We start from the raw sequence: 19,897 nt of genomic DNA on the forward strand, positions 1-19,897 counted from the left end.
GTTCGCGCACTGGAAACACGGTGCATTGCCTACCGGTTCAACAGCGGGAGCCGTGTAACGGGAGACTGTTAAGCACGGTTCTGAGAGCGGCGGCGGGTGAGATTCCCGCCGCCGACTCACCTCGTAGGCATCGCCCACCGATCCGATCGAGGGAACCATGCCCGAGAGCAGCAGCGTTTCCCCGAGCCGCAGCGACGTGTATTGGGCGGATTCAACTGGTTGTCGCAACACATTTACGTTCGAGCGATTGTAGGTGATGGTCCATCGCTTCGGCCGGAGTGCGCCAGCCGAGAACCTTTCGTGGTCGCGTGTTGAGCGTGTGCGCGACTGCCGCGAGATCTCTCGCAGTCCAGCGAGATAGGTCTGTTCCCTTCGGAAAATACTGCCGCAGAAGACCATTCGTGTTCTCATTGGTTCCGCGCTGCCAAGGGCTATGCGGGTCAGCGAAGAACACCGCGACACCGGTCTTCGACGTCAGCGCCAGGTGGGCCGACAGTTCCTTTCCCCGGTCCCAGGTCAGGGTCTTGCGCATCGACTCGGGGACCTTCTTCAACGCCGCCGCGAGCGCCTTGTTCATCGACAACGACCCGTAGCCGCTGAGCGCGGTGCCGTTCTTGATCGGCGCCGCTTTCCCCCATCCGTCTTCGCGGGGCAGGTGAACGAGGACGGTGAATCGAGTGGACCGGTCGACGAGGGTTCCGATCGCGGAGCGCTCGGTGCCGATGAGCAGGTCGCCCTCCCAGTGGCCCGGATTCGCGCGGTCCTCGGCCTCGGCCGGCCGCTTGCTGATCAGCACCTCGGGCGTGACATGCGCCCAGGCCACCCGCTTGGCGCGGGCCCGCGGCATGCGCAATGACCGACCGGTCCGCAGATTCAAAATCAGTTCACGATCGAGGACACCGCGGCCGTCGATGTAAAGAGCCTGATAGATCGCTTCATGACTGATCCTCATGGACTCATCGTCGGGGAAGTCGATCCTCAGCCGCCGCGAGATCTGCTCAGGACTCCACGCTTGCGTCCATTGCCGGTCCGAGCGGTGCGGCTTGTTGCGGCCGGTCCATGCTCCTGTCGCCGGGCCGACGGCGACCCTGCCGCTCGCGTCGGCGATCCGTCCCGACAGTCGCTGTTGAACATAGGTCCGAAGTTGTTGATTCTCCAGGAGTTTCGACTTCTTCGGGCGTCTGGCGAACAACTCGGCCTTCCACTGAGCAACCGAGGCACGGTAGTCGAGCTTGCCACTGCGGGTCGCGGCGTTTCGCCGCAACTCACGCGAGATGGTCGACGGGCTGCGGCCCAGCGCCTGGGCGATCTGCCGTACTCCCTTGCCCTGCACCCTGAGTAGCGCGATCTCCTCACGCTCTGCGAACGACAGGTAACGGCCGCCCGGCCGGCTCCAGGAATACGGTGACATCCCGCCAGCTTCCCGGAACCAGCGAGACCCCGCGACCGGTGAAACACCAACCGCGACACCGGCTTCCGTCGGAAGCATGCCATCGTCGATCCGGTCCCAGAACAGCCGCTCCACCGAGCGCTGGTGCCCGGGAGCCCCTGGCGACCTCATCGGCGCTCGTCCGGTGACTTCGCGCATCCACTCCGACGGCCGACCCATAACACCCTCCATGACCTCGGGTGTTGCATCCACCGGTTGAACCTGAGTTGCGACCCGGCATCTGAATGATGAATCGTGTTGCCCTCCAATGGATGTCCTTCCCTGGCCCGCAATGCCGCCGCCTGGCGGATCGCGGAGTTGACGAACGCGGCCTGTTTGCTGGTCGAGCATTCCCAGCCCAGGATTCGCCCGGCATAGGCGTCGATCACGAACGCGGTGTAGACGAACACGCCCGTGATCAGTCGGACATAAGTGAAATCGGCGACCAGCAGCATGTTCGGGGCAGGCACCCGGAACTGGCGATCGACGAGGTCCGGTGCCCGCGAGGCAGCCGGATCCGCTTCGGTGGTGCGGATCTTCTTGCGCCGCACCACCCCTTTCCAGCCGTTGGCCCGCATGAGCCGCTCCACCGTGCAGCGGGCGACCGGGATCTTCTGGTGTTGCAGGTGCGCCCACATCTTCTCGGCCCCGTAGAGCGACTCCGGTGCGCGCCGGCCCTTTTCGTCGGGTTCGTAGTAGCCGGCCAGGATCTCGGTGACCGTGGTGTCCCACAGCGCCCGTTTCGACGGCGCCCGCTTCGCCCAGGCGTGGAAGGTTCTCGGGGCGATCTTGCAGCCGTGCGCGGTCAGCGCACGGCAGATCGGAGCGACCCCGAACCGAGCACGATGCTCGGCGATGAACGCGCAGATTACCGGTGTCGCGGGTCGCTCGCCCGCGCGAAGAAACTTGTTGCGGCCTTGAGAATTTCGACTGTCTGCTCCAACTCGGCGATCTTGCGGTCCTTCTCCCGCAATAGCCGCGCGGTCTCGGTCGTGACCCCCTCGACCTCACCGGTGTCGATCTCGACCTGGCGCACCCACTTACGCAGCGTCTCCGCGGTCATTCCCAGCCGCGCCGAGACCGCTTTGATCGCGGCCCACTCACTGTCGTAGTCGTCACGGTGATCGACGACCAGCCGGATCGCCTTCGCCTTGGTCGCTTCGTCGTACTTCGCAGGCATGATGAGCCCATCCTTCCCAAGAAAGAAGGTGAGCACCAAACCCGGGACGATTCACCGGACCAAGGCAAATAGCCGCGACTATCCGCTCATACCGCGTACCGCGTACCGCGTACCGCGCTGACCGAACCGGCCAGCGCGGGGCATCGGAAGATCTACTGGCCGTGCCGATCCAAGGCCCGCGGAACGTCCGCAACTGCCGAATTGAGTGCGCCGCGCGTTCGAACTTCGCAGTCGTATCGTGGCACCGTCGCGGCGTCAGATGAGCCCGACGACGAGGAGCGCAAGCCCAATCGCCGTGCACAGGATGCTCACCGACAGCGGTAGGAACCAGAGAAGGTGGCCGTTTGGTCTGCCTTCGACACGGAATCGCTCGGGCTCGCTGGAAAGATATCTGACCTGCACGACTTCACCCAATTCCCACGACCTGCCCTGCCACTGCCCGCGCTGGGAATTGGCGACGAACTCGCCATTCTGACGAGTAGCTACCGTGCGAACTACCGCGACGATGGCCGACTCTCGCATTTCACGTCCATCGGCGGTGCGATACGTCACGACAGGAGTCGACCGTTCCTCGATCGTGTCCGAGCCTTCGTCATCGACGACTGTTCGCCGACTCCGCTCGATGTCGACGACCCGGCCAGGAACCACGATGCCATCACGAGCAAAGCGCAAACCGGTTCGAGCGGCTTTGGTGCTCAAAGGCAAACTACCCAGCCCGATCGTGAGAAGGAACAAAACACCGACCCCAGTAACCCACTACCGCCCCCAAAGCGCCTCTGCCGCAAACACAGTGAACCCTATGCTATCGGATCGTATGCTGGACAACACCTCTGTCCCCCAGGGCGCCCAGGAGCGGAGTAGTCCTCCTCGAGGGTCTCAGAGCGGCAGTCGGGAGCCGCTTGCTCTGAACTACAGGTGCCGGCCTACACCGGCTCCGAGTAGGAGGAACTGCACGAATACGCAGGCCGTGAAAGCTGCCGCGCCCAGGCATAAGGCCCGCGATGTACTGTCGCCCCGATCGAGTGCGCTACGGGAGGCGACAAGCGAGGTAATCATCGCCGATACCCAGCCGATGAAGGGGAGCAGTGCGACCGCGGGGAACAAGGAGTCGTTGTGACATCCGCCGTCCCACTCGTCGTCCCCGAACAGGCCATCGGTAACTCCTCCGCAATCCACGCCGAGCGCGGTACCGAGGTATGCGAGAGCGCCCGCACCGAAGAACCCGGCCAAGCCGAATCCGAGGATCCAGATCAGCCAAAACGCCTTCGGGTCAACAGCATTGCCCGTAGTTGAACCATCCGCGACTGGGGGCGTGTCCACACATCGCACAGTAGTTCTCGAGACCGCGCTCCGGTATTCAGCTCGAGTGCGACGGTCTGTTGCCGGATGGAGGGGAGTTGCCTGTGTGGCGTTCGGCGCGGTCCGATTCGGCGTACCTATTCTGGCTCTCGCGCTGAGTCTTTCGGACAGCCGCGCGGACCGCCACCAGCGGAATCTCGAATTCGATCCGACGCGGCGGAACCCGCACGGATGGCAGGGTCGAAGGGCTCATCCCGATTTGCTTTGGCCATTAACGGTTGCGCCGCATCCAGGACCGACGGCTCGGTTATGGCAACAGTGATGTGCCTTTCGGGGCCCCGACAGCTGACTTTCGGCCCCTGTGGTGAGCCGGCATGGCGGGCGATCTTGGATCAGGCAGCGCCGGCGTAGTCGCTGCCACCTCCGGAATGTTCGTGCACATCAGGAGAATCGCATGAGTGACACCACCGCCCAGCCCGCCATCGGCCGCGCCCGGAACGCGGTAGTCTGGCCCGACCCCAGCCCCTTGGACTCTTGGTGGCATAGGGTGATGTACGCCGAAACCAGCTCGGCCTCACAGACACTCCGAACGGCACGCTGACCAGTGATCCTCTGCATGCAAATCGACACCTCGAGCCGAAAAGGAGAATCGGAGATGGTCCGAAAGAAGTGGAATGATCTGAACGTGCGCACTCGCAGGCTGATCGTGGGCGCGGGCGTGATCGACGGCATCGCGAAGATCGCGGCCCTGCTGGATCTGCTCCAACGGCCGCCCGAGCAGATCCGCGGCTCCAAACGCGTATGGGCAACCTCGATCGTGCTGGTGAACTCGATAGGCGCCCTCCCCGTCGCCTACTTCCTCCTCGGACGCCGCGCACCGGGCGACAACGCTTGACCCGCCGCTGTACGTTCCTTTCGATCCCGATGAAAGTCACCGAGAGCGCACTCGATTGCCGATGAGCGATATCAGGGCGAGGGTAAGCGGCTGCGGTCCTACGAGTGCGCGTTCTGCGGCGATACGGTCGATGACATGAGCGCTGACTTTCGTGCCATATCGGTCTCAGGCCCCGAGATACAGGTTTTTCAAGAGCTTTTCGCCACAGGCTCTGCTTGGCCGGTGTGCGCTGCGACCCTCAATTCCACCAACTTATGTCCTCGAAACTACAGTGGTAGACCATAATTGAGCCAGTTTCTCTGTGTTCAGCGGCAGTGGCGACCGCGACCAACGGAGCGAACATCCTCAATTGCCTCCGGTGTCCGAATCGGCCAGCGCGGTGCAGCCGGCAGCAAGACCGACTGCGGCCCAGGACATCCTCTTCGGCCGAGTTGCCGACGATTACCGGCTGTGCCCCGCACTATCCGCCGCCGAACGGCATATTTTGCCAACTCCCCCGCGATAGTGCGGGTTCCTGCCGGTTGATCTTGTTGCCCTTGCACAGTTGACAACGCACTGTCTTGTCGGTGATCGCGCTGACCGAACCGGCCAGCACGACCGCTCGGAAGGTCGGCAGGTAGACCGCCGCACGGCCCGCGCGCAACGCGGTCCCGGCCCGCCTCTGCGGAGTTGCCGCGCACCTGACGCACGCCGCTTCGGGAGGTCCGCGATGATATGGGCCTCCGGGTCGCTCGATTCCACGAACGGATAAGATCGCCTCTGCTGCTCGACCGCTTCATATCTCGTGTTCGTTCACTTTCGGTAAGTGCCCATCGCGTCAGCGCACCTACGACAAGAAGGAGTACGGGGGAGCGGGCCTCTCGAGCGCCGTGATCCCGACCGCCGATGGCCGAGACACCTGTGCCCCATCACATGACCGCCGAGGAGTTTCGTCGTCACGGGAGGGCCGCGGTGGATTGGATCGCGGATTACTGGGGGCGGGTGGAATCGTTGCCGGTGCGGTCCCAGGTGCAACCGGGGTGGGTGCGCGAGCAGCTGCCGCCCGCACCGCCGTACGTGGGTGAGCCCTTCGACGCTGTACTGGCGGATCTCGACACGATTGTGGTTCCGGGACTGACGCATTGGCAGCATCCTGGATTCTTCGCCTACTTTCCGACCAGCACGTCGGGCCCGGCGGTACTCGCGGAACTGCTCGCGTCCGGGCTGGGCGTGCAGGGGATGTTGTGGCAGACCAGTCCGGCGTGCACCGAGTTGGAGCAGCATGTACTCGATTGGCTGGCCGCGATGTTGGCCTTGCCCGAGAAGTTCACCTTCGCGGGCACCGGAGGCGGCGTCATCCAGGACACGGCATCCAGCGCGATACTCGTGGCGCTGGTGGCTGCGCTGCATCGGATCTCGGACGGTCAGGTAGCCCGCGAGGGTATCGAGCGGGGTCGCTATGCCGTGTACACCTCGACGCAGACGAACTCCGCGCTGGAGAAAGGCGTGCGGATCAGTGGTCTCGGCGCGTCGTCGATACGGTTCATCGAAACGCGCTCGGATCTGTCGATGGATCCGGACGCGCTGCGGGCGGTGATGAAAAAGGATGTGGCGCAGGGCATCGTCCCGGTCATGGTGATGGCCACGGTGGGTACCACCTCCACGGGTGCGGTCGATCCGGTCGAATCGATCGGCCGGATATGCCGGGAATCAGAGGTGTGGCTGCATGTGGACGCGGCCTACGCCGGGGTGGCCGCGATGTGCCCGGAGTTTCGGTGGATCCATCAGGGAGTGGCCGCCTACGCCGACTCCTACTCGACCAACCCGCACAAGTGGATGCTCACCGCATTCGACTGCGACGCTTGCTATGTCGCCGACCGGGAGTCACTGGTGGGAGCGTTGTCGGTGCTGCCGGAGTTTTTGCGCAATCCCGCGACGGACTCGGGTGCGGTGGTCGACTATCGGGACTGGCAGGTGCCTTTGGGGCGGCGGTTCCGGGCGCTCAAGCTCTGGGCGGTCATCCGCTGCTACGGGGTCGAGGGTTTGCGGACGCATCTGCGGCACAGTGTCGCGCTGGCACAGCGATTCGCCGCATGGGTGGGTGCGGACGAACGATTCGAACTGATGGCCCCGCATCCGCTGTCACTGGTCTGTTTTCGGCTTCGAGGGGCGGATGAAATCAATCGGCGGTTGCTCGAAGCGCTGAACGCATCCGGTCGAGTCTATCTGTCCCACACCGTGATTCACGGCGCGTTCACGCTTCGTCTGGCGATCGGCGGCACGGCCACCAGACTCGAGCATGTCGCCGCCGCCTGGGATCAGATCAGCCGGCTCGCCGCCGTTTGCGGGTGAGGGTGCACGTGCCGCGAGCAGCCCGATCCGCCGTTGTCCGAGTTCGTGCAACACGATCACCGCGGAAGACCGGCGGGGGCTCGCCACCGTGCGGAGGCTGGGTGCGGTGTCGCCGACGAAGCGTTCGCATACGCCTTCGTGCGCCGCGTATGCCGCGGCGAGTGCGGCATGCAGGCGTTCGACCCCGTGGTACACCGAAGGACTGCCCAGGTCATGCCGACATTGCCGGAGCGCCGCGACCAACGCGCGATGATCGACCGATAACAGTCCGCTGAACCCTGCCGAGGCATGGGGCGGCGCCATGAGCGGGCGTATCTGCTCCCGGTAGACCGTCGCGTTGAAGTTCGCGGTGATGCGCAACGCCGCTGCGCTGGAACGGAACAGGGCCGCGGCGGTATCGAGGCCCGCTGTGGCGGCACTCGGGACACCCCACTGTCCGTGTCGGCAGGCGTGGTGCAGGGCCACCGTCGCCATCTGGGTCAAGACCGCGAAGAGGCGGTGTCCCTGCACCCACCAGTCCAGCGGCGTCCACGGGGTGTCGGCCCGCACGGTCGGCATCTGCGTCAGCGATCGGAAGACCTCCGGGGGCACTGCGGCGGACAATCCAGCGAGAAGGTTCGGTTCGTGCCGGGGCGGGATCTGCGCAGCCAGCCGGGAGGTGAGCTGAGGCAGGCTCCGCCTCAACGCCGTCGACCACAGTGAGGCGGGATCGCGTGATACGCGTTGGATGCCGAAGAACCTGTCGTGCTCGGCCTCGCCCACGGTGATTGGGTGGCTGCCTCCACCCACGAGCGATGCGCTGCCACGGGACCACAACCCCGTCATGGTCTTCGGCAGCATCCCGGGGTGGGCCAGCCACACAGGCTCACGTATCGGTCTGTGCGAATTGTTGCTCATACCGAGGTTGAGCGGGTCCGATCAGAATATGGACAGCGTGCCGGTCAGCGTGGCCTTGGTGACACCCGGACAGGATTGGCCGGATGGGGTCACGGTGTCGTCGTCCGTGGCCGCATGACCGGCGTAGTTGCCCGTGAGAATGGTGATCGGGAAGGCGCCGTGACCTCCGCCGGCGGATTTGCTCTGCACGTTCACGCCGGCGGACATCTCGCTGGCGGAACCGTCCGACCAGGTGATTTCGCCGGTGCCGGAGTGCCCTGACACGTCGCCGTCGCAGGATACGAGTTCGGTTCCGTGTTCACTCAGGTGGACCGGGGTCGGATGTCCTTGATCGACGGCCGGTCCGGTGCAATTGGTGAAGTCGATCCCGGCATTCCACTCGATGGTCGCGGGCACGTTGCCTATTCCAGGGGCAGCCCACGACACCGACCCCGACTCCTGACAGTTCATCGTCGCCTGCGGCACCGGAATGGGCAGTGCCGCACCCTGGGTGATCAGCGGGGGCGTGGCGAGCAGCACGCCGAAAACAGCGACAGTAGCGGCCAGGCGGTGACTCGTAGACAAAGCATGTCCTTTCCACCGGGAAAATACATTCGGTCGGGTTCGGTGCAGCGCTGACGCACCGGTATATGCCGAAGAACGTTCCACATATCCGTCGGTCTGCTCGGAATCCTCGTTGTCGACTGCGCCGGATGAGGATTGCCGGGAGGCGGAACAGCAGACCAGAGGCAATCACGTTAACCCGCCATCCACAGCGCGGTGGGTAACGACGCGGGTCGATCCGGCGCGGCGCGCTGTCTTCGCAGCGCACGGTCAGGAACGTATAGCGTTTCGCTGTCAGGTAATTCGGAGGCTGTAGGTCAGGATGATGGAGGTCCGCCGAGGGCTCACCTGGCGGGGGCTGTCCGACGCGTGCAGGCAATCTGCGGCGAGCTTTGAGACTGCGCGTTGCGCCGTTCCCGAATGTGCGATTTGAGGGACAGTAGACTCGGGATGCTTACCAGAAAGGCTGCGCATGACCATTGATCGGCCTGTCCCGCCCGGGCTGCAAAGGTACTGGAACTCACCAGTCGCACAGTTCGCGCAGATGGAGTGTAACGATTTCGAACCATGGGAGAAAGAGCGCCACAGCATATTTTCCGAGCTTCTATTCGGGCTGATATACGACAAGTGGAACGGCAATAAGTACGGCCCGCTCGGGGACTATGGAAATTGGCGATCCGGTCAGTTGATCGGCAAGTGCGACGGCGAGGGTGTGTCCATCTACGAGGGCGGGACGTACCTCGGTCACAACATCGCGGCGCTCGCGGTGGATCGGGAGGGGCGAGTAATCGACTTCGACTTCAACCATAACGCTGTGTTCGACAGCACGGTCGAGCATGCGGAATCTCGATTGGTACGTCGATTATTTGCCCTGAATCAGATATATGACCCCTGGTACGCGTTGGAGCGCGAGGCGCCCGCGCTCAGGGCGGAGATCCTTCATGCCGAGCGTCCCCGTCAGCGCCGCAGCGTCTTCGCCACCGCGGCCTCCGACCGCTCGGTGCCGTTGCGCACAGGCAGTTATCCCATGATCCAGAATGATGCAGTCCCGCAGGCGCCACAGGAGTATTCGACACTTCTCAAGGACGTGACTATCTATACGTCACTCGAATCTTGCGCCCAATGCTCCGGCATCATGTGCCTCGCAAGCGTGAAGGATGTCGTATACCTACAGTGGGATCAAGGTCAATTCTTGATCGGGAACATGATGCGGAAGGCAACAGCTGGACAGGGCGCGGGCTTCGTTTCTCCGCGTCCGATTCGTGGCGATGAATTCGGCTTTCAATATTTCAACGACCTGAACAGGTTGAGTGAAGAGTTCTCTCGCAATGTGAAATACGAGCCATTCTATGAAGGAGTCGACCGGATAACCGGCCAGGATATCAGAATCACCAGTGGTTCGGTTACTTCTTTTCTTTGCACTGACGAGGCGCGGAATGTTTTCTCGAGGGCTCACGCCGATTTGATGAACCGGAGTCACGCCGAATTTCCCGACGCGAAGCCCGCAGATGTTCCAAACGCCTTCACCAACGAGCAGGTGCTGATCCAAGCGCGCGACTATCTGAGTTGGGTGAAGATGCTGAACAACCGGGGCGCAGCTCATCGGGTTTAGAATTACCCGTTCCGGGAGGATGGTGTGAATGCGCGGGTAAGACGAAAGACGTCAACTGTGGGGACAGGGGGACCGCTATGCCTGCACCCGGTATGGTCCAGTCGGTCACTTCGAGGTATCTCACTATGAGGAATGGGATGTCGAGCTGTGACGACGCCGTCCGGCGCGAGCGGTTCGTTTCTTGGTTATCAGGGAACTTCGAGGACGAGCGGTGACCCTGAGAACCCCGCGGAAAATGGTCCGCGGGGTTCTGTCGTTGCGTGGAGCCACCGTCTTGGTTCTCTCAGTTCTGCATACCGTTGCCGAGCCCGGTGGCTGCGCCGAGCGCGTAACCGACGGCTCCGCCGATGAGCCCACAGGGAATAGCGGTCACTGCACCACCGAGCACACCGCCTACCACAGCACCGACGCCGGCCCCCGCGAGGGCGCCGCCTGCGGCTCCCAAGGGCGCGCCCACCCCCAGGGTCGGAACCGCCATGACGAGGCCGCCCCCGATGCCGCCCACGATCGCACCGATGACCCCCCCGATAATCGCTCCCGGCACGGCCCCGACCACCGCGCCCGGTATAGCGCCGACGGCCGCGCCGATGACGAGACCGGTGTTGCCGCCATCCACCGTCATCCGGGTGACCCTGTCCGAGTAGTTGTCATCGACCGAGTGCAGCCCGCTGCCGATGGAGGCATTGGTTGCGGCTGCGGCGTCTTTCGCCTGATCGAGCACGATGTCGGGGACACTCTCCGGCGCCGGAATGCTGAACGCACCGACCTCCGAGGGCTCGGGCGCGTACAGGTTCTGCGAGTTGATCGCCCGCGTGACCTCCGCATGCGGAATCATCTGGGAGGCCCCGTGGACCATGGAGTCGCCACCGGGCATGCCGCCCGATGCGATCCAGAGCTGTTCGAAGGGCGCGGGAGCCGGGACGCTGGGTCGCGCCGCGGCGTCGCCCGTGGCGCTGAAGCAGGTCACCGCGACGGCCAGCGGTATCGCGCCGACGATCGGCAGTAGGGCGCGTCGCGACGCGCTGGTCTTGGATTCCCTATACCGACGAGTCATGCGACCACCCTCTCGCTGGATTCGACTTGGAACAGCTGCCCTGGCCATCGATCATCGGACGCATGGCGCGTCAAGTGTGATAACTGTCGAGTAACTGTGCCATGCGGATAGGTATGGCGTTCGCATGACATTTGACCATAGGTTGCATCAAACAGCGGTGATAAGCGCGCGATGTGGAGGTTGTCGGTCGTAAGTCCACTGTGTTTGCTGTCCTGCCGCTCTCCTTGTAGGGGTGTCCCTGGCCGCTGACACATCCAGCTTGACGCAGGCCCGGGCGGGTGACCCTCGCCGGTGCGGACCGAGACCCTCAGCTCGCCATCGCGACCCGCCGCGCCGACCGCTGGACTACCGGAATCGGCTCTCGGCGCTCAGAGCGATATGCAATGGTGCGGACATGCTGATCGAATCCGGGGTGTGGGTGGCACGGTTGGCACTGGCGGCGGTTTTCGCGTTGTCGGCCTGGGGCAAATGGACCGATCCGCTCGCGACCAGACAGGCGGTGCAAGACTTCGGCGTGCCGCTCCGCTGGACGCCGCTGGTGGCGATCGCACTGCCCGTGCCGGAGGCGGTGATCGCGGTCGCGGTGCTGCCGCCTTGGACGGCGGTGATTTCCGCGGCCGCCGCAGTGTTGCTGCTCGCGGTGTTCACCGCCGCGGTAGCACGGCTGTTGCATCGGGGACAACGTCCGGTCTGCTCGTGTTTCGGCGCCCTGAGCACGCAACCGATCGGCCCCCGCACCCTGATCCGCAATGTCGTGCTGATTCTGCTCGCACTCGCGGTGTGCTGGGGTTCGGTGCGGTATCCCGGACTGCCGGGCGCCCTCTCGGTCGACCGCTCGATCGGAACCGCCGCGCTGATCGTGGTCCTCGCGATCCTGACCCGGCTGCTGGGTGAGGTCGGCGCGCTGCGCCGCCGTATCGACGAGCTGGCGTTGTCCACGCTCGGCGCCGAGGGCCTGCCGCCGGGTGCGGTGGCGCCGGAGTTCGAACTGCTGAATGCGGCGGGAGGTCGCACCACGCTGGAAACGCTGCTCGGTTTCGGCCGCGCGGTGTTGCTGGTGTTCGTGCACCCGGCCTGTGAGATGTGTGCCGCCCTGGCTCGGGAGCTGCCGCGCTGGCAGGCTCGGACCGAGCGGACGCTCACCATCGCGGTGGTCGGCAACGGCGATGTCGCCGAGCACCTGCGCTGGGGGCGCGAACACGGGCTGGGCGAGATCCCGGTGCTGGTCCAGCAGGGGAACGAGGCGGCATTGCGGTACCGGGTGCGCGGCACCCCATCCGCGGTGCTGATCGATGCCGACGGACGGGTGGCTGCCCCGGTAGCGCGGGGCGCAATGGCGATCCGGGATGTGCTGACGCGAGCCAAGATAGGTACACCTCAGCAACCATCGGACCGAAACGGGCAACGGGTACTGGACGCACGCTGATCCGCGCAATCGCGTACCGCAATGTCTCCCGAAACCGGACATGATTTCAAATTCCCTTGCAGCGCAACATCTTTACCACAACGGGGCATGACGCCTTACCATTGAAGGGCAAGTAGTTCGTTCACCCGACCATCGAGTTAGGGGATCAACGTGGCCTACTTCGCTTTCACCGACTACTCCGGCAAGGAATTCGTCTTCAAGGTCGACAATGAGCAGCGCATCGATGAGGCGCGCCGCATCCTGTCCGGCGAGGAAACGATGTCCGTGCACGTCATGGGCCGAATCAGGAAGCAGCCGGTGCAGTACAACCCCGGCTGGAACTTTCATCTCGATCCGGACACCATCACGTTCTTCACCATGGCGATCGAGGTGTGCGACTCCAGCATCGCCTACACCGAGGACCACCTCGACGAGGTCTGCGGGGCCTTCCTGCCCGGTTGTTTCTGGTGTCCCTGGTCGTCGAAGCTGACGCGGGAGATCAGCGAAAGGGAGGCGGTGCGCGCCTGACACGCACGATTCGGCCGGTACCCCAGCGGTACCGGCCGAATCGGCTCATGACTCCCGTGGCAGTCCAACAACTTTCGCGAGCGAAGCTCGTAGCCACTCCGGAGGTCTTGCAGCGGACCATCTCCAGGCCCCGCCGCCAGCCGTGCACTCGCACGTCAACGTATGCCTCTCCACCGCACCGAATTTCGACGGATGGGTCTTCAGGTGCGGGTAGCGTCGCCGCACCCCACAACCCCGATCTCACAGCACGCCGAATCGTTGCGCGCCTCGGCGATCGAGCCGTCGCGAGATGTACGAAGAAACCCACGAACCGGCCGATGCCGATACATCGTCGTCCAGATCGGCCGACCGCGAGGCGGCACGAAAAGCGCTGTGGGGCAGTCGCGGCCATGAGCGGCGGGCATGACGTTGTGTGTCGGTCCTGCCGTCCGCGGCGCGAAATCCACATCCGGTAGCGGTCGAATACGCGGGAACGCATCCGGATTCCGGCTACAGCGACTCCTTCCTGATTCGTGAGGAGAACGTCGCAGAGGCACGCAGAAGGAGGACGTGGCATGACCGCTGTATCGGTGCGTACCGGCACGTACATATTTCCTTATCCGCCGATGACCGGCGTTCGCGCCGCCGCGCTGTTGATACGGCTGGGTCGGCTCGATTCGCTGTTCGTGTATGACCACGTGCAGGAGTTCTATCCGGCCTGTCTGTGGGACGGGGACTTCACCTGGCTGCACAAGCATCAGCCCAGTCCGCACGAACTCTACGACTACCAAACCCTGCTCAGCGGCCTGGCTTCCAAAGTCGGGCGCATGCACCTCGGCGTCGGCGTCACCGAGTCGGTCCGCCGCCACCCGGTAATGATCGCGCAGGCCGCACTCACCCTGGCGCATGTGGCCAAGCGGGCGCCGATCATCGGCTTCGGCGCCGGGGAAATCCTCAACCTCGAGCCCTACGGCCTGCCAACCGAATACCGTGTCGCCCGCGCGGCTGAGGCGCTCGAGATCATGCGCCTCTGCGTGACCTCGCACGGTCCGATCGACTTCGACGGCAAGTACTTCCGACTCCATCGCGCCGTGCTGGGTCTGCGACCACCACCGGGGCGTATTCCCCAGATCTGGGTCGCCGCGCACGGCCCTCGCATGCTCGAGCTCACCGGCCGCTACGGCGACGGCTGGCTGCCCTGGTCGATTGTGCTCAGCGACCCCGAGCAATACGCCGACAAGCTCGCCCAGATTCGTTCAGCGGCGGTACATGCCGGACGTGACCCCGACGGCATCACCGCCTCCCTGATGGCCCAGATCTTCGTGGCTTCCAGCGAGCGCAAGGCACGCGCCCTACTCAACAGCAAGATCGCACGCTACTGGGCGTTGATGTTCCCCGCGGCCCGCTGGCAGCAACTCGGAGCCGAGCACCCCTTCGGGTCGGCATTCCGCGGCTTCGGCGACGTCCTTCCCGAGAGCTACGACCGCGCCACCCTCGAATCCGCCCTCGCTGCCGTACCGCCCGAGGTAGTCGAGTCCGGCAATCTCGTCGGCACCCCCGAACAGATCATTCGACGCCTGCGTCTGTTCCGTGACGCCGGAATGCGGCACGTGGCGCTCGCCCCGATGTCGTCATATGTGACCAGACGAGACTTCGCCTACACCGCGTGGGCCCTTCAACGCATCGCCCGCTCATTGCGCCGCTGACCCGCGACATCACCCCGTAGCCGATTCGTGTCATCCATCTGGATCGTGATTACAAGAGAGACCGACTTCGCCGGACATCGGGCGGACTGATGTAATTGCTTGGTACCGGCCTGTTTCGGGCTCGAGGTGCGAGTGTGGGCGAGCGGATGGCACGCCGTCGCGCGTCGGTGATCCTCGCGCGCCGACGTGCATCCTTGCCGTTCACCGGTCTCGGGTGCGGGAATCAGCCCAGGCCCTTCCGGAATTCGACGCCCTCCTGGTTCGCTCGTATCGCTTCCACAATGTCGACCACGGGGTAGATGTCATAGTCGGAGAAGAATCCGAATTTGCTGGGAGCGTCGAGCAGGTTGAGCGGATCGTCCGTCTCGACGACCACGAATCCGCCCCTGTTGTCGAGTCGGCCGAGGAATTGGTGGTACGTCAAGCCGGCAACCGGCGTCCACTTGCTGTACGCCTGCAGCGCGCGCTGGATACTCGCTTCGTTCTCGCTTGCGGAGCTGTTCCACTGGTACTGCCAGGAAGCCACGTACTTCATCTCGTCCTCCTGAGGATGCCGCGGACATATAGTGTTGCGGGGATATCGCATCGAGCAGGACCACTTACCGGATCAAGTCTGGATCGCCGGGCGAACTCGCGGCGAGAGCCGAAAGTCCCTTTCGGTTGCCGACGACCCCGCCGATATCTCGGTCGATGCCGTGTGAATCCTTGCCTGTCAGCGACCGCCCCCGCCGCTACCGGCGGACATCACCGATGGCGGTCTCAGCTGACGAGTGCGGCTCAACTGAAACCCGACCCCGGGCGATCGGGCCCCTTCGCACTCGGTATGCTCCGCCCCCGCATGACGAGATCGCCGATCAATGTCGTTCTGCTGTTTCGCGATTCGGTGATAGAGGCAAGGAAAGCAGAAGGTCGACATCGGATACGCGACAGCGCGCCATATCCAGAGGGCTCGAGAGTGACTACCTTTCTCGTCACTGGACCTCGCGGGCCCGGACGCGGCACGGCCGCCGCGCAGGCAGGCGCCAGGATCGCGATTGCCGTCCGAGCGCTCGCTCGTGTGCACGACTCAGGGCCGCGATTGATACCTCATCCGCACGTTCAGCCTCCCCCTCCGGGCGAAGGCTCAACGTAGCGCGGAAGAACGATGGGGACCAACGGACTTCGGACGTCGGGTGCAGAACCGTCCCGCGGAGTCACCCGGGGGACGGTCTGCCCCATCCGTTCCCGCCTGCCGCTGCCGATCGCGTTCGACGATCCGGGCGAACAGCCGGACCACGGCGTCCTCGAGCCGCATGCCGAGGGATTCGGCTCGCAGCGCGGCTATTTCGAGTGCGAACTCCCCGTCGGCGGGAGTGGGGTCGCTGAGGATCTCGTCGAGCGCCATGCCGTCGATGGCCTGTTCCCGGGTCAGATCGCGGCCGGGCAGCCAGCTCAGCGCCCAGGTGCCACCGCCGGGGCCGGGCACCAGGTATGCGGTCTCAGGAGTTCTGTCGCTGGTGATCGCGCGACCGGATATGCGGAGCGCCATGGCCTTTCACCCCCTCGGAGTGTGGGATCACCGAGAAAATTACGGCCGTCGGCTTAACGATCTCTATTGAATTGCTTGCCACCGGCAGCTCGCCTCTGCGAGACTCGCTCGCATTGAGAGAGTCACTCTCACGTACAGAGTCTCCATCTTCGAGGAGGGCCCATGTTGCGGGTTGTCCAGTGGGCTACAGGCGGGGTCGGCAAGGCGGCGATCGAGGCGGTGCGGTCGCATCCCGAGCTCGAATTGGTCGGATGTTACGTCCACTCGAATGCCAAGAGCGGCAAGGATGTCGGTGACATCCTCGGCACAGAGCAGATGGGCGTCACCGCGACCGACGACATCGATGCGATCCTGGCGTTGGACGCGGACGCGGTCGTGTACGCCCCGCTGATCCCGGATCCCGGCGAGGTGGCGCGCATCCTCCGGTCCGGTAAGAACGTTGTCACGCCGGTCGGCTGGTTCTATCCGAGCGATCGCGATGCCCAGCTGGCGCAAGCGTGTCTCGACGGAGGCGTCACCTTGCACGGCATCGGCATCAACCCCGGCGGGACAACCGATCTGCATCCGCTCGTGCTCTCGGCCATGTCATCGTCGGTCACGTTCGTGCGGGCCGAGGAATTCTCCGACATGCGCACCTACGATGCCCCCGACGTGCTGCGCTCGGTGATGGGCTTCGGCGGCACCCCCGAGCAGGCCCGCAAGTCCCCGATGCTCGGACTGCTGAGCGGCGGATTCATCCAGTCCGTGCGGATGTGCCTGGACACGCTCGGATTCGCCGAGGCCGAGATTCGCACCTCGCACGAGCTCGCCGTCGCCACCGCGCCGATCGAGTCGCCGATGGGGGTCATCGAGCCGGGGCGGGTCGCGGCGCAGCGCTTCCAATGGGACGCGGTGGTGGGCGATCGGCCGGTCGTCCGGATCGCGGTCAATTGGCTGATGGGAGAGCGGAACCTGGAGCCGGGCTGGGAATTCGGGCCCGAGGGGGAACGCTATGAGATCGAGATCAAAGCAGACCCCGACACCTTCGTGACCATTCGGGGCTGGCAGCCCGCGAGCGTCGCGGAAGGGTTGAAACGTAATCCCGGCATCGTGGCGACCGCGAACCACTGCGTCAACTCGATCCCGTATGTGTGCGCGGCCGCGCCCGGCATCAAATCCAGCCTGGATCTGCCCGTCGTCGCCGGACGCGCGCACCCCGATCTGGCCGCCCCGCGTGGCTGAATCACTACGCGACAGGCTTCCAGGGTTCCTGCGATCCGATGACCGAAATGCCCGCGATCAGCTGGGATTCGGAGCATCCCCATAGACCGTCAGCCAGATGGCGCGGCCCAGTGACCGGGCCATCTGCTCATCGTCGACGGTGGCCGTGCCCAGCAGGAAGTCGATGGAGCGTTCCACCATGCAGGTGAGAATGATTGCGGTGGAGGGGATGTCGACGCTGTCCGGAATCCGGTCGGCGGTCCGGTCGGCCTGCAGGCGAGTGCATACCAGAGTCACGAAGGCTTCGAGTCGGCCGCGCCAGTAACTGCCCACATCCTGGTCGTAGGCCGCGACCTCCGACAGCGCGCGCAGCAGGTGCGCGTGCGCGCGGGATCCGGCGATCATCTCGCGCATGGCCTGGACTACGCCCGCCTCGCCGTCGGCGTGACTGCTCGTCCACCAGTGTTCGGCCGCGCTGAACTGTTCGTCGGTGGCCAGTTCGGCCATCCGGATCAGCAGCCGGCTCTTGTCGGGGAAGTAGCGGTAGAAGGTTGAGCGGGCGATCTCGGCCTCGGTGGCGATGCGCGCGACAGCGAGTTCGGTGAAAGTCGAGCCACCGGTGAGCAATTGATCGACCGCGGCCAGAACCCGCCGCTCCACCGCCTCGCGACGTTCGTCACGCTGGATCCTGCCGCTCCTGGCGGTGCGCGTCAGCGAGGGCACGAGGACTCCCGGCGTATTGCGAGCCGCAGAGGGTGCACCGCTGTCTCGACCATGTGGCCATTCTGCCGCAATCGGACGCACCCGCAGGGGACACGCGGAATCCATTGACAAGAAAGAGGATTCATCTCACTCTCTTACGTGAGACATAGTGTCCGAACACTGTGTCCCGCGAAGTAGGAGTGCGATGCGCAGCGAAACCGCCGACGTCGTCATAGTCGGAAGCCGATGCGCGGGGGCGGCCGCCGCGATCGAATTCGCCCGGCGCGGCCGTCGGGTGATCGTGCTCGACAGCGCGCGCTTCCCCTCCGACACCCTGTCCACACACCTGCTGTGGCCCACCGGCGTCGCCGAACTGCGCGCCCTGGGCGCACTGCCGCGGGTACTGGAAATAGGTGCGCCACAGTTGAATACGGCACTCGCGGGCGGATCGGGTTACACCGTGCGCACCCCTTTCGCGGCGGTGTATGACATCGACTACGCGCTGTGCGTGCGGCGGATCGGGCTGGACGCGGCGCTGGTGGCCACCGCGCGGGCCCGCGGAGCCGACGTGCGCGAGGGCATGCTGGTCACCGAGCTGGTGTTCGAGGCGGGCCGGGTCGCCGGTGTCCGCTACCGGGATCGCACCGGGGCGACCGCGGAAGTGCTGGCGCCGCTGGTGGTCGGCGCCGATGGTCGTCGCAGCACCGTCGCCCGGCTGGTCGGTGCTGACATCCCGTACCGCAGCGCCGCCAGCGGCCGCGCCTGCTACTTCGGCTACTGGGCCGACGCGGAGCAGGCCTGGCGGAGCACGGCGGCACAATGGCGCACCGGCGAACTGCTCGGCACCGCCTTCCCCTGCGACGACGGGCTGGTGCTGTGCCTGATCCAGCCGCCGGTGGAGCGGGCCGACCGCAGTCCGCGCGCCGCCGCGCGGCTCTACCGCGAGTTCATCGCCGAGATGCCGGAACTGGCCGCGCGCCTGCGGGATTGCACGCCGGTCGGGCGGGTGCGCACCGCTGTCGGTCTGACCTCCTACTTCCGCCGCTCCTCTGGTCCCGGCTGGGCGCTGCCCGGCGACGCGGGCCACTTCAAGGATCCGGTGACCGCCCAGGGAATCCGCGACGCGCTGCGCTACGGCCGCCTGCTCGCCGCGGCCGCCGCACCGGTCCTCGACAATCCGGACCGGTTGGATCGGGCGCTGCGCGACTGGGAATACCGCCGCGAACACGACTGCCTGCCCATGTACCAGTGGACCAACCGGCTCGCCCGGGGCGAGGCGATGACCCCGCTGGAAGCGGAGCTGTACCGCACCGCGGCGAACGACCCGGACCTGGCCGCGCGCGTCCTCGAGGTAATGACGCGAGTGCGGTCCCCGGAGCGGATGCTCCCGCCCGGGCTGTCGGCGACCCTGGCCGTCCGCGCCGCCTGGCACGGGCGCGGCGAGCCGATCACCGTGGCGGACACGCTGTTCCGGGAGGTGCGCGCCACCGCGAGCGAGCGCTACGAACGGTGGACCGCGCGCCGCCACGGCTTGCCGCCCCTGTCGCCATCACCACCCGGGAACGCCGGCGCGCCCGAATAGGGGCTGGTCGCGCGGACTCGTCGGCCC

At 65.1% G+C, this 19,897-nt stretch carries 15 protein-coding genes and 1 pseudogene; 8 read left to right on the forward strand and 8 right to left on the reverse strand.

Going from position 1 to position 19,897, the window contains the following annotated elements; all coding sequences use genetic code 11:
• Window positions 1–211 precede the first annotated feature (211 nt).
• From GLP40_RS28370 to GLP40_RS28380, 3 genes and pseudogenes are all read right to left on the reverse strand, one after another.
• Window positions 212–1,588 carry an IS30 family transposase gene (locus GLP40_RS28370; protein ID WP_230330041.1) on the reverse strand — a complete coding sequence of 459 codons (1,377 nt, stop codon included), beginning with the start codon at window positions 1,586–1,588 and terminating at the stop codon, window positions 212–214.
• Between the two features lie 68 nt (window positions 1,589–1,656).
• A pseudogene (locus GLP40_RS28375) lies at window positions 1,657–2,609 on the reverse strand (IS3 family transposase); the annotation flags it as partial.
• A gap of 255 nt (window positions 2,610–2,864) precedes the next feature.
• Window positions 2,865–3,308: a DUF3592 domain-containing protein gene (locus GLP40_RS28380; protein ID WP_196054824.1), complete on the reverse strand. Its 444-nt coding sequence runs from the start codon at window positions 3,306–3,308 to the stop codon at window positions 2,865–2,867.
• A gap of 1,255 nt (window positions 3,309–4,563) precedes the next feature.
• Between GLP40_RS28380 and GLP40_RS28385 the strand changes: the two genes are divergently transcribed.
• Both GLP40_RS28385 and GLP40_RS28390 read left to right on the forward strand, forming a co-directional pair.
• Window positions 4,564–4,803 carry a hypothetical protein gene (locus GLP40_RS28385; RefSeq protein WP_154791097.1) on the forward strand — a complete coding sequence of 80 codons (240 nt, stop codon included), beginning with the start codon at window positions 4,564–4,566 and terminating at the stop codon, window positions 4,801–4,803.
• Between the two features lie 885 nt (window positions 4,804–5,688).
• Complete coding sequence (locus GLP40_RS28390) at window positions 5,689–7,134, forward strand: aminotransferase class V-fold PLP-dependent enzyme (protein WP_230330028.1); 1,446 nt, start codon at window positions 5,689–5,691, stop codon at window positions 7,132–7,134.
• A gap of 918 nt (window positions 7,135–8,052) precedes the next feature.
• Here the strand turns inward: GLP40_RS28390 and GLP40_RS28395 are convergent.
• Window positions 8,053–8,595, reverse strand: coding sequence for a hypothetical protein (locus GLP40_RS28395; protein ID WP_154791098.1), 543 nt, complete (start codon window positions 8,593–8,595; stop codon window positions 8,053–8,055).
• A 451-nt stretch (window positions 8,596–9,046) separates the two neighbouring features.
• Between GLP40_RS28395 and GLP40_RS28400 the strand changes: the two genes are divergently transcribed.
• Entirely contained in the window at window positions 9,047–10,186 is a 1,140-nt protein-coding gene (locus tag GLP40_RS28400) for a hypothetical protein (protein ID WP_154791099.1), read from the forward strand.
• 283 nt (window positions 10,187–10,469) lie between these two features.
• Here GLP40_RS28400 and GLP40_RS28405 read toward each other — a convergent pair whose 3' ends face one another.
• Window positions 10,470–11,240, reverse strand: coding sequence for a hypothetical protein (locus tag GLP40_RS28405; protein ID WP_154791100.1), 771 nt, complete (start codon window positions 11,238–11,240; stop codon window positions 10,470–10,472).
• 394 nt (window positions 11,241–11,634) lie between these two features.
• Here GLP40_RS28405 and GLP40_RS28410 point away from each other — a divergent pair, with 394 nt between their 5' ends.
• From GLP40_RS28410 to GLP40_RS28420, 3 genes are all read left to right on the forward strand, one after another.
• Entirely contained in the window at window positions 11,635–12,666 is a 1,032-nt protein-coding gene (locus GLP40_RS28410; protein WP_154791101.1) for a MauE/DoxX family redox-associated membrane protein, read from the forward strand.
• A gap of 150 nt (window positions 12,667–12,816) precedes the next feature.
• Window positions 12,817–13,173, forward strand: coding sequence for a BP74-related protein (locus GLP40_RS28415; protein WP_230330029.1), 357 nt, complete (start codon window positions 12,817–12,819; stop codon window positions 13,171–13,173).
• A 554-nt stretch (window positions 13,174–13,727) separates the two neighbouring features.
• Window positions 13,728–14,858, forward strand: a complete 1,131-nt coding sequence (locus GLP40_RS28420) for an LLM class flavin-dependent oxidoreductase (protein WP_154791102.1) — start codon at window positions 13,728–13,730, stop codon at window positions 14,856–14,858.
• Between the two features lie 223 nt (window positions 14,859–15,081).
• Here the strand turns inward: GLP40_RS28420 and GLP40_RS28425 are convergent, their stop codons facing one another.
• Window positions 15,082–15,393 (reverse strand): DUF3303 domain-containing protein, encoded by a 312-nt coding sequence (locus GLP40_RS28425; protein ID WP_154791103.1) that lies wholly within the window; start codon window positions 15,391–15,393, stop codon window positions 15,082–15,084.
• A gap of 588 nt (window positions 15,394–15,981) precedes the next feature.
• Window positions 15,982–16,386: a hypothetical protein gene (locus GLP40_RS28430; protein ID WP_154791104.1), complete on the reverse strand. Its 405-nt coding sequence runs from the start codon at window positions 16,384–16,386 to the stop codon at window positions 15,982–15,984.
• Window positions 16,387–16,548: 162 nt separating this feature from the next.
• Here GLP40_RS28430 and GLP40_RS28435 point away from each other — a divergent pair, with 162 nt between their 5' ends.
• Window positions 16,549–17,607 (forward strand): NAD(P)H-dependent amine dehydrogenase family protein, encoded by a 1,059-nt coding sequence (locus tag GLP40_RS28435; RefSeq protein WP_154791105.1) that lies wholly within the window; start codon window positions 16,549–16,551, stop codon window positions 17,605–17,607.
• Between the two features lie 57 nt (window positions 17,608–17,664).
• Here the strand turns inward: GLP40_RS28435 and GLP40_RS28440 are convergent, their stop codons facing one another.
• Window positions 17,665–18,309, reverse strand: a complete 645-nt coding sequence (locus tag GLP40_RS28440; protein WP_328290775.1) for a TetR/AcrR family transcriptional regulator — start codon at window positions 18,307–18,309, stop codon at window positions 17,665–17,667.
• Window positions 18,310–18,493: 184 nt separating this feature from the next.
• On the opposite strand from GLP40_RS28440, the gene GLP40_RS28445 reads away from it, so the two are divergent.
• A complete protein-coding gene (locus GLP40_RS28445) occupies window positions 18,494–19,870 on the forward strand; it encodes an NAD(P)/FAD-dependent oxidoreductase (RefSeq protein WP_154791106.1) in 1,377 nt (458 codons plus the stop codon).
• Window positions 19,871–19,897 lie beyond the last annotated feature (27 nt).

Source organism: Nocardia aurantiaca (genome assembly GCF_009708175.1).
GTDB lineage: Bacteria > Actinomycetota > Actinomycetes > Mycobacteriales > Mycobacteriaceae > Nocardia > Nocardia aurantiaca.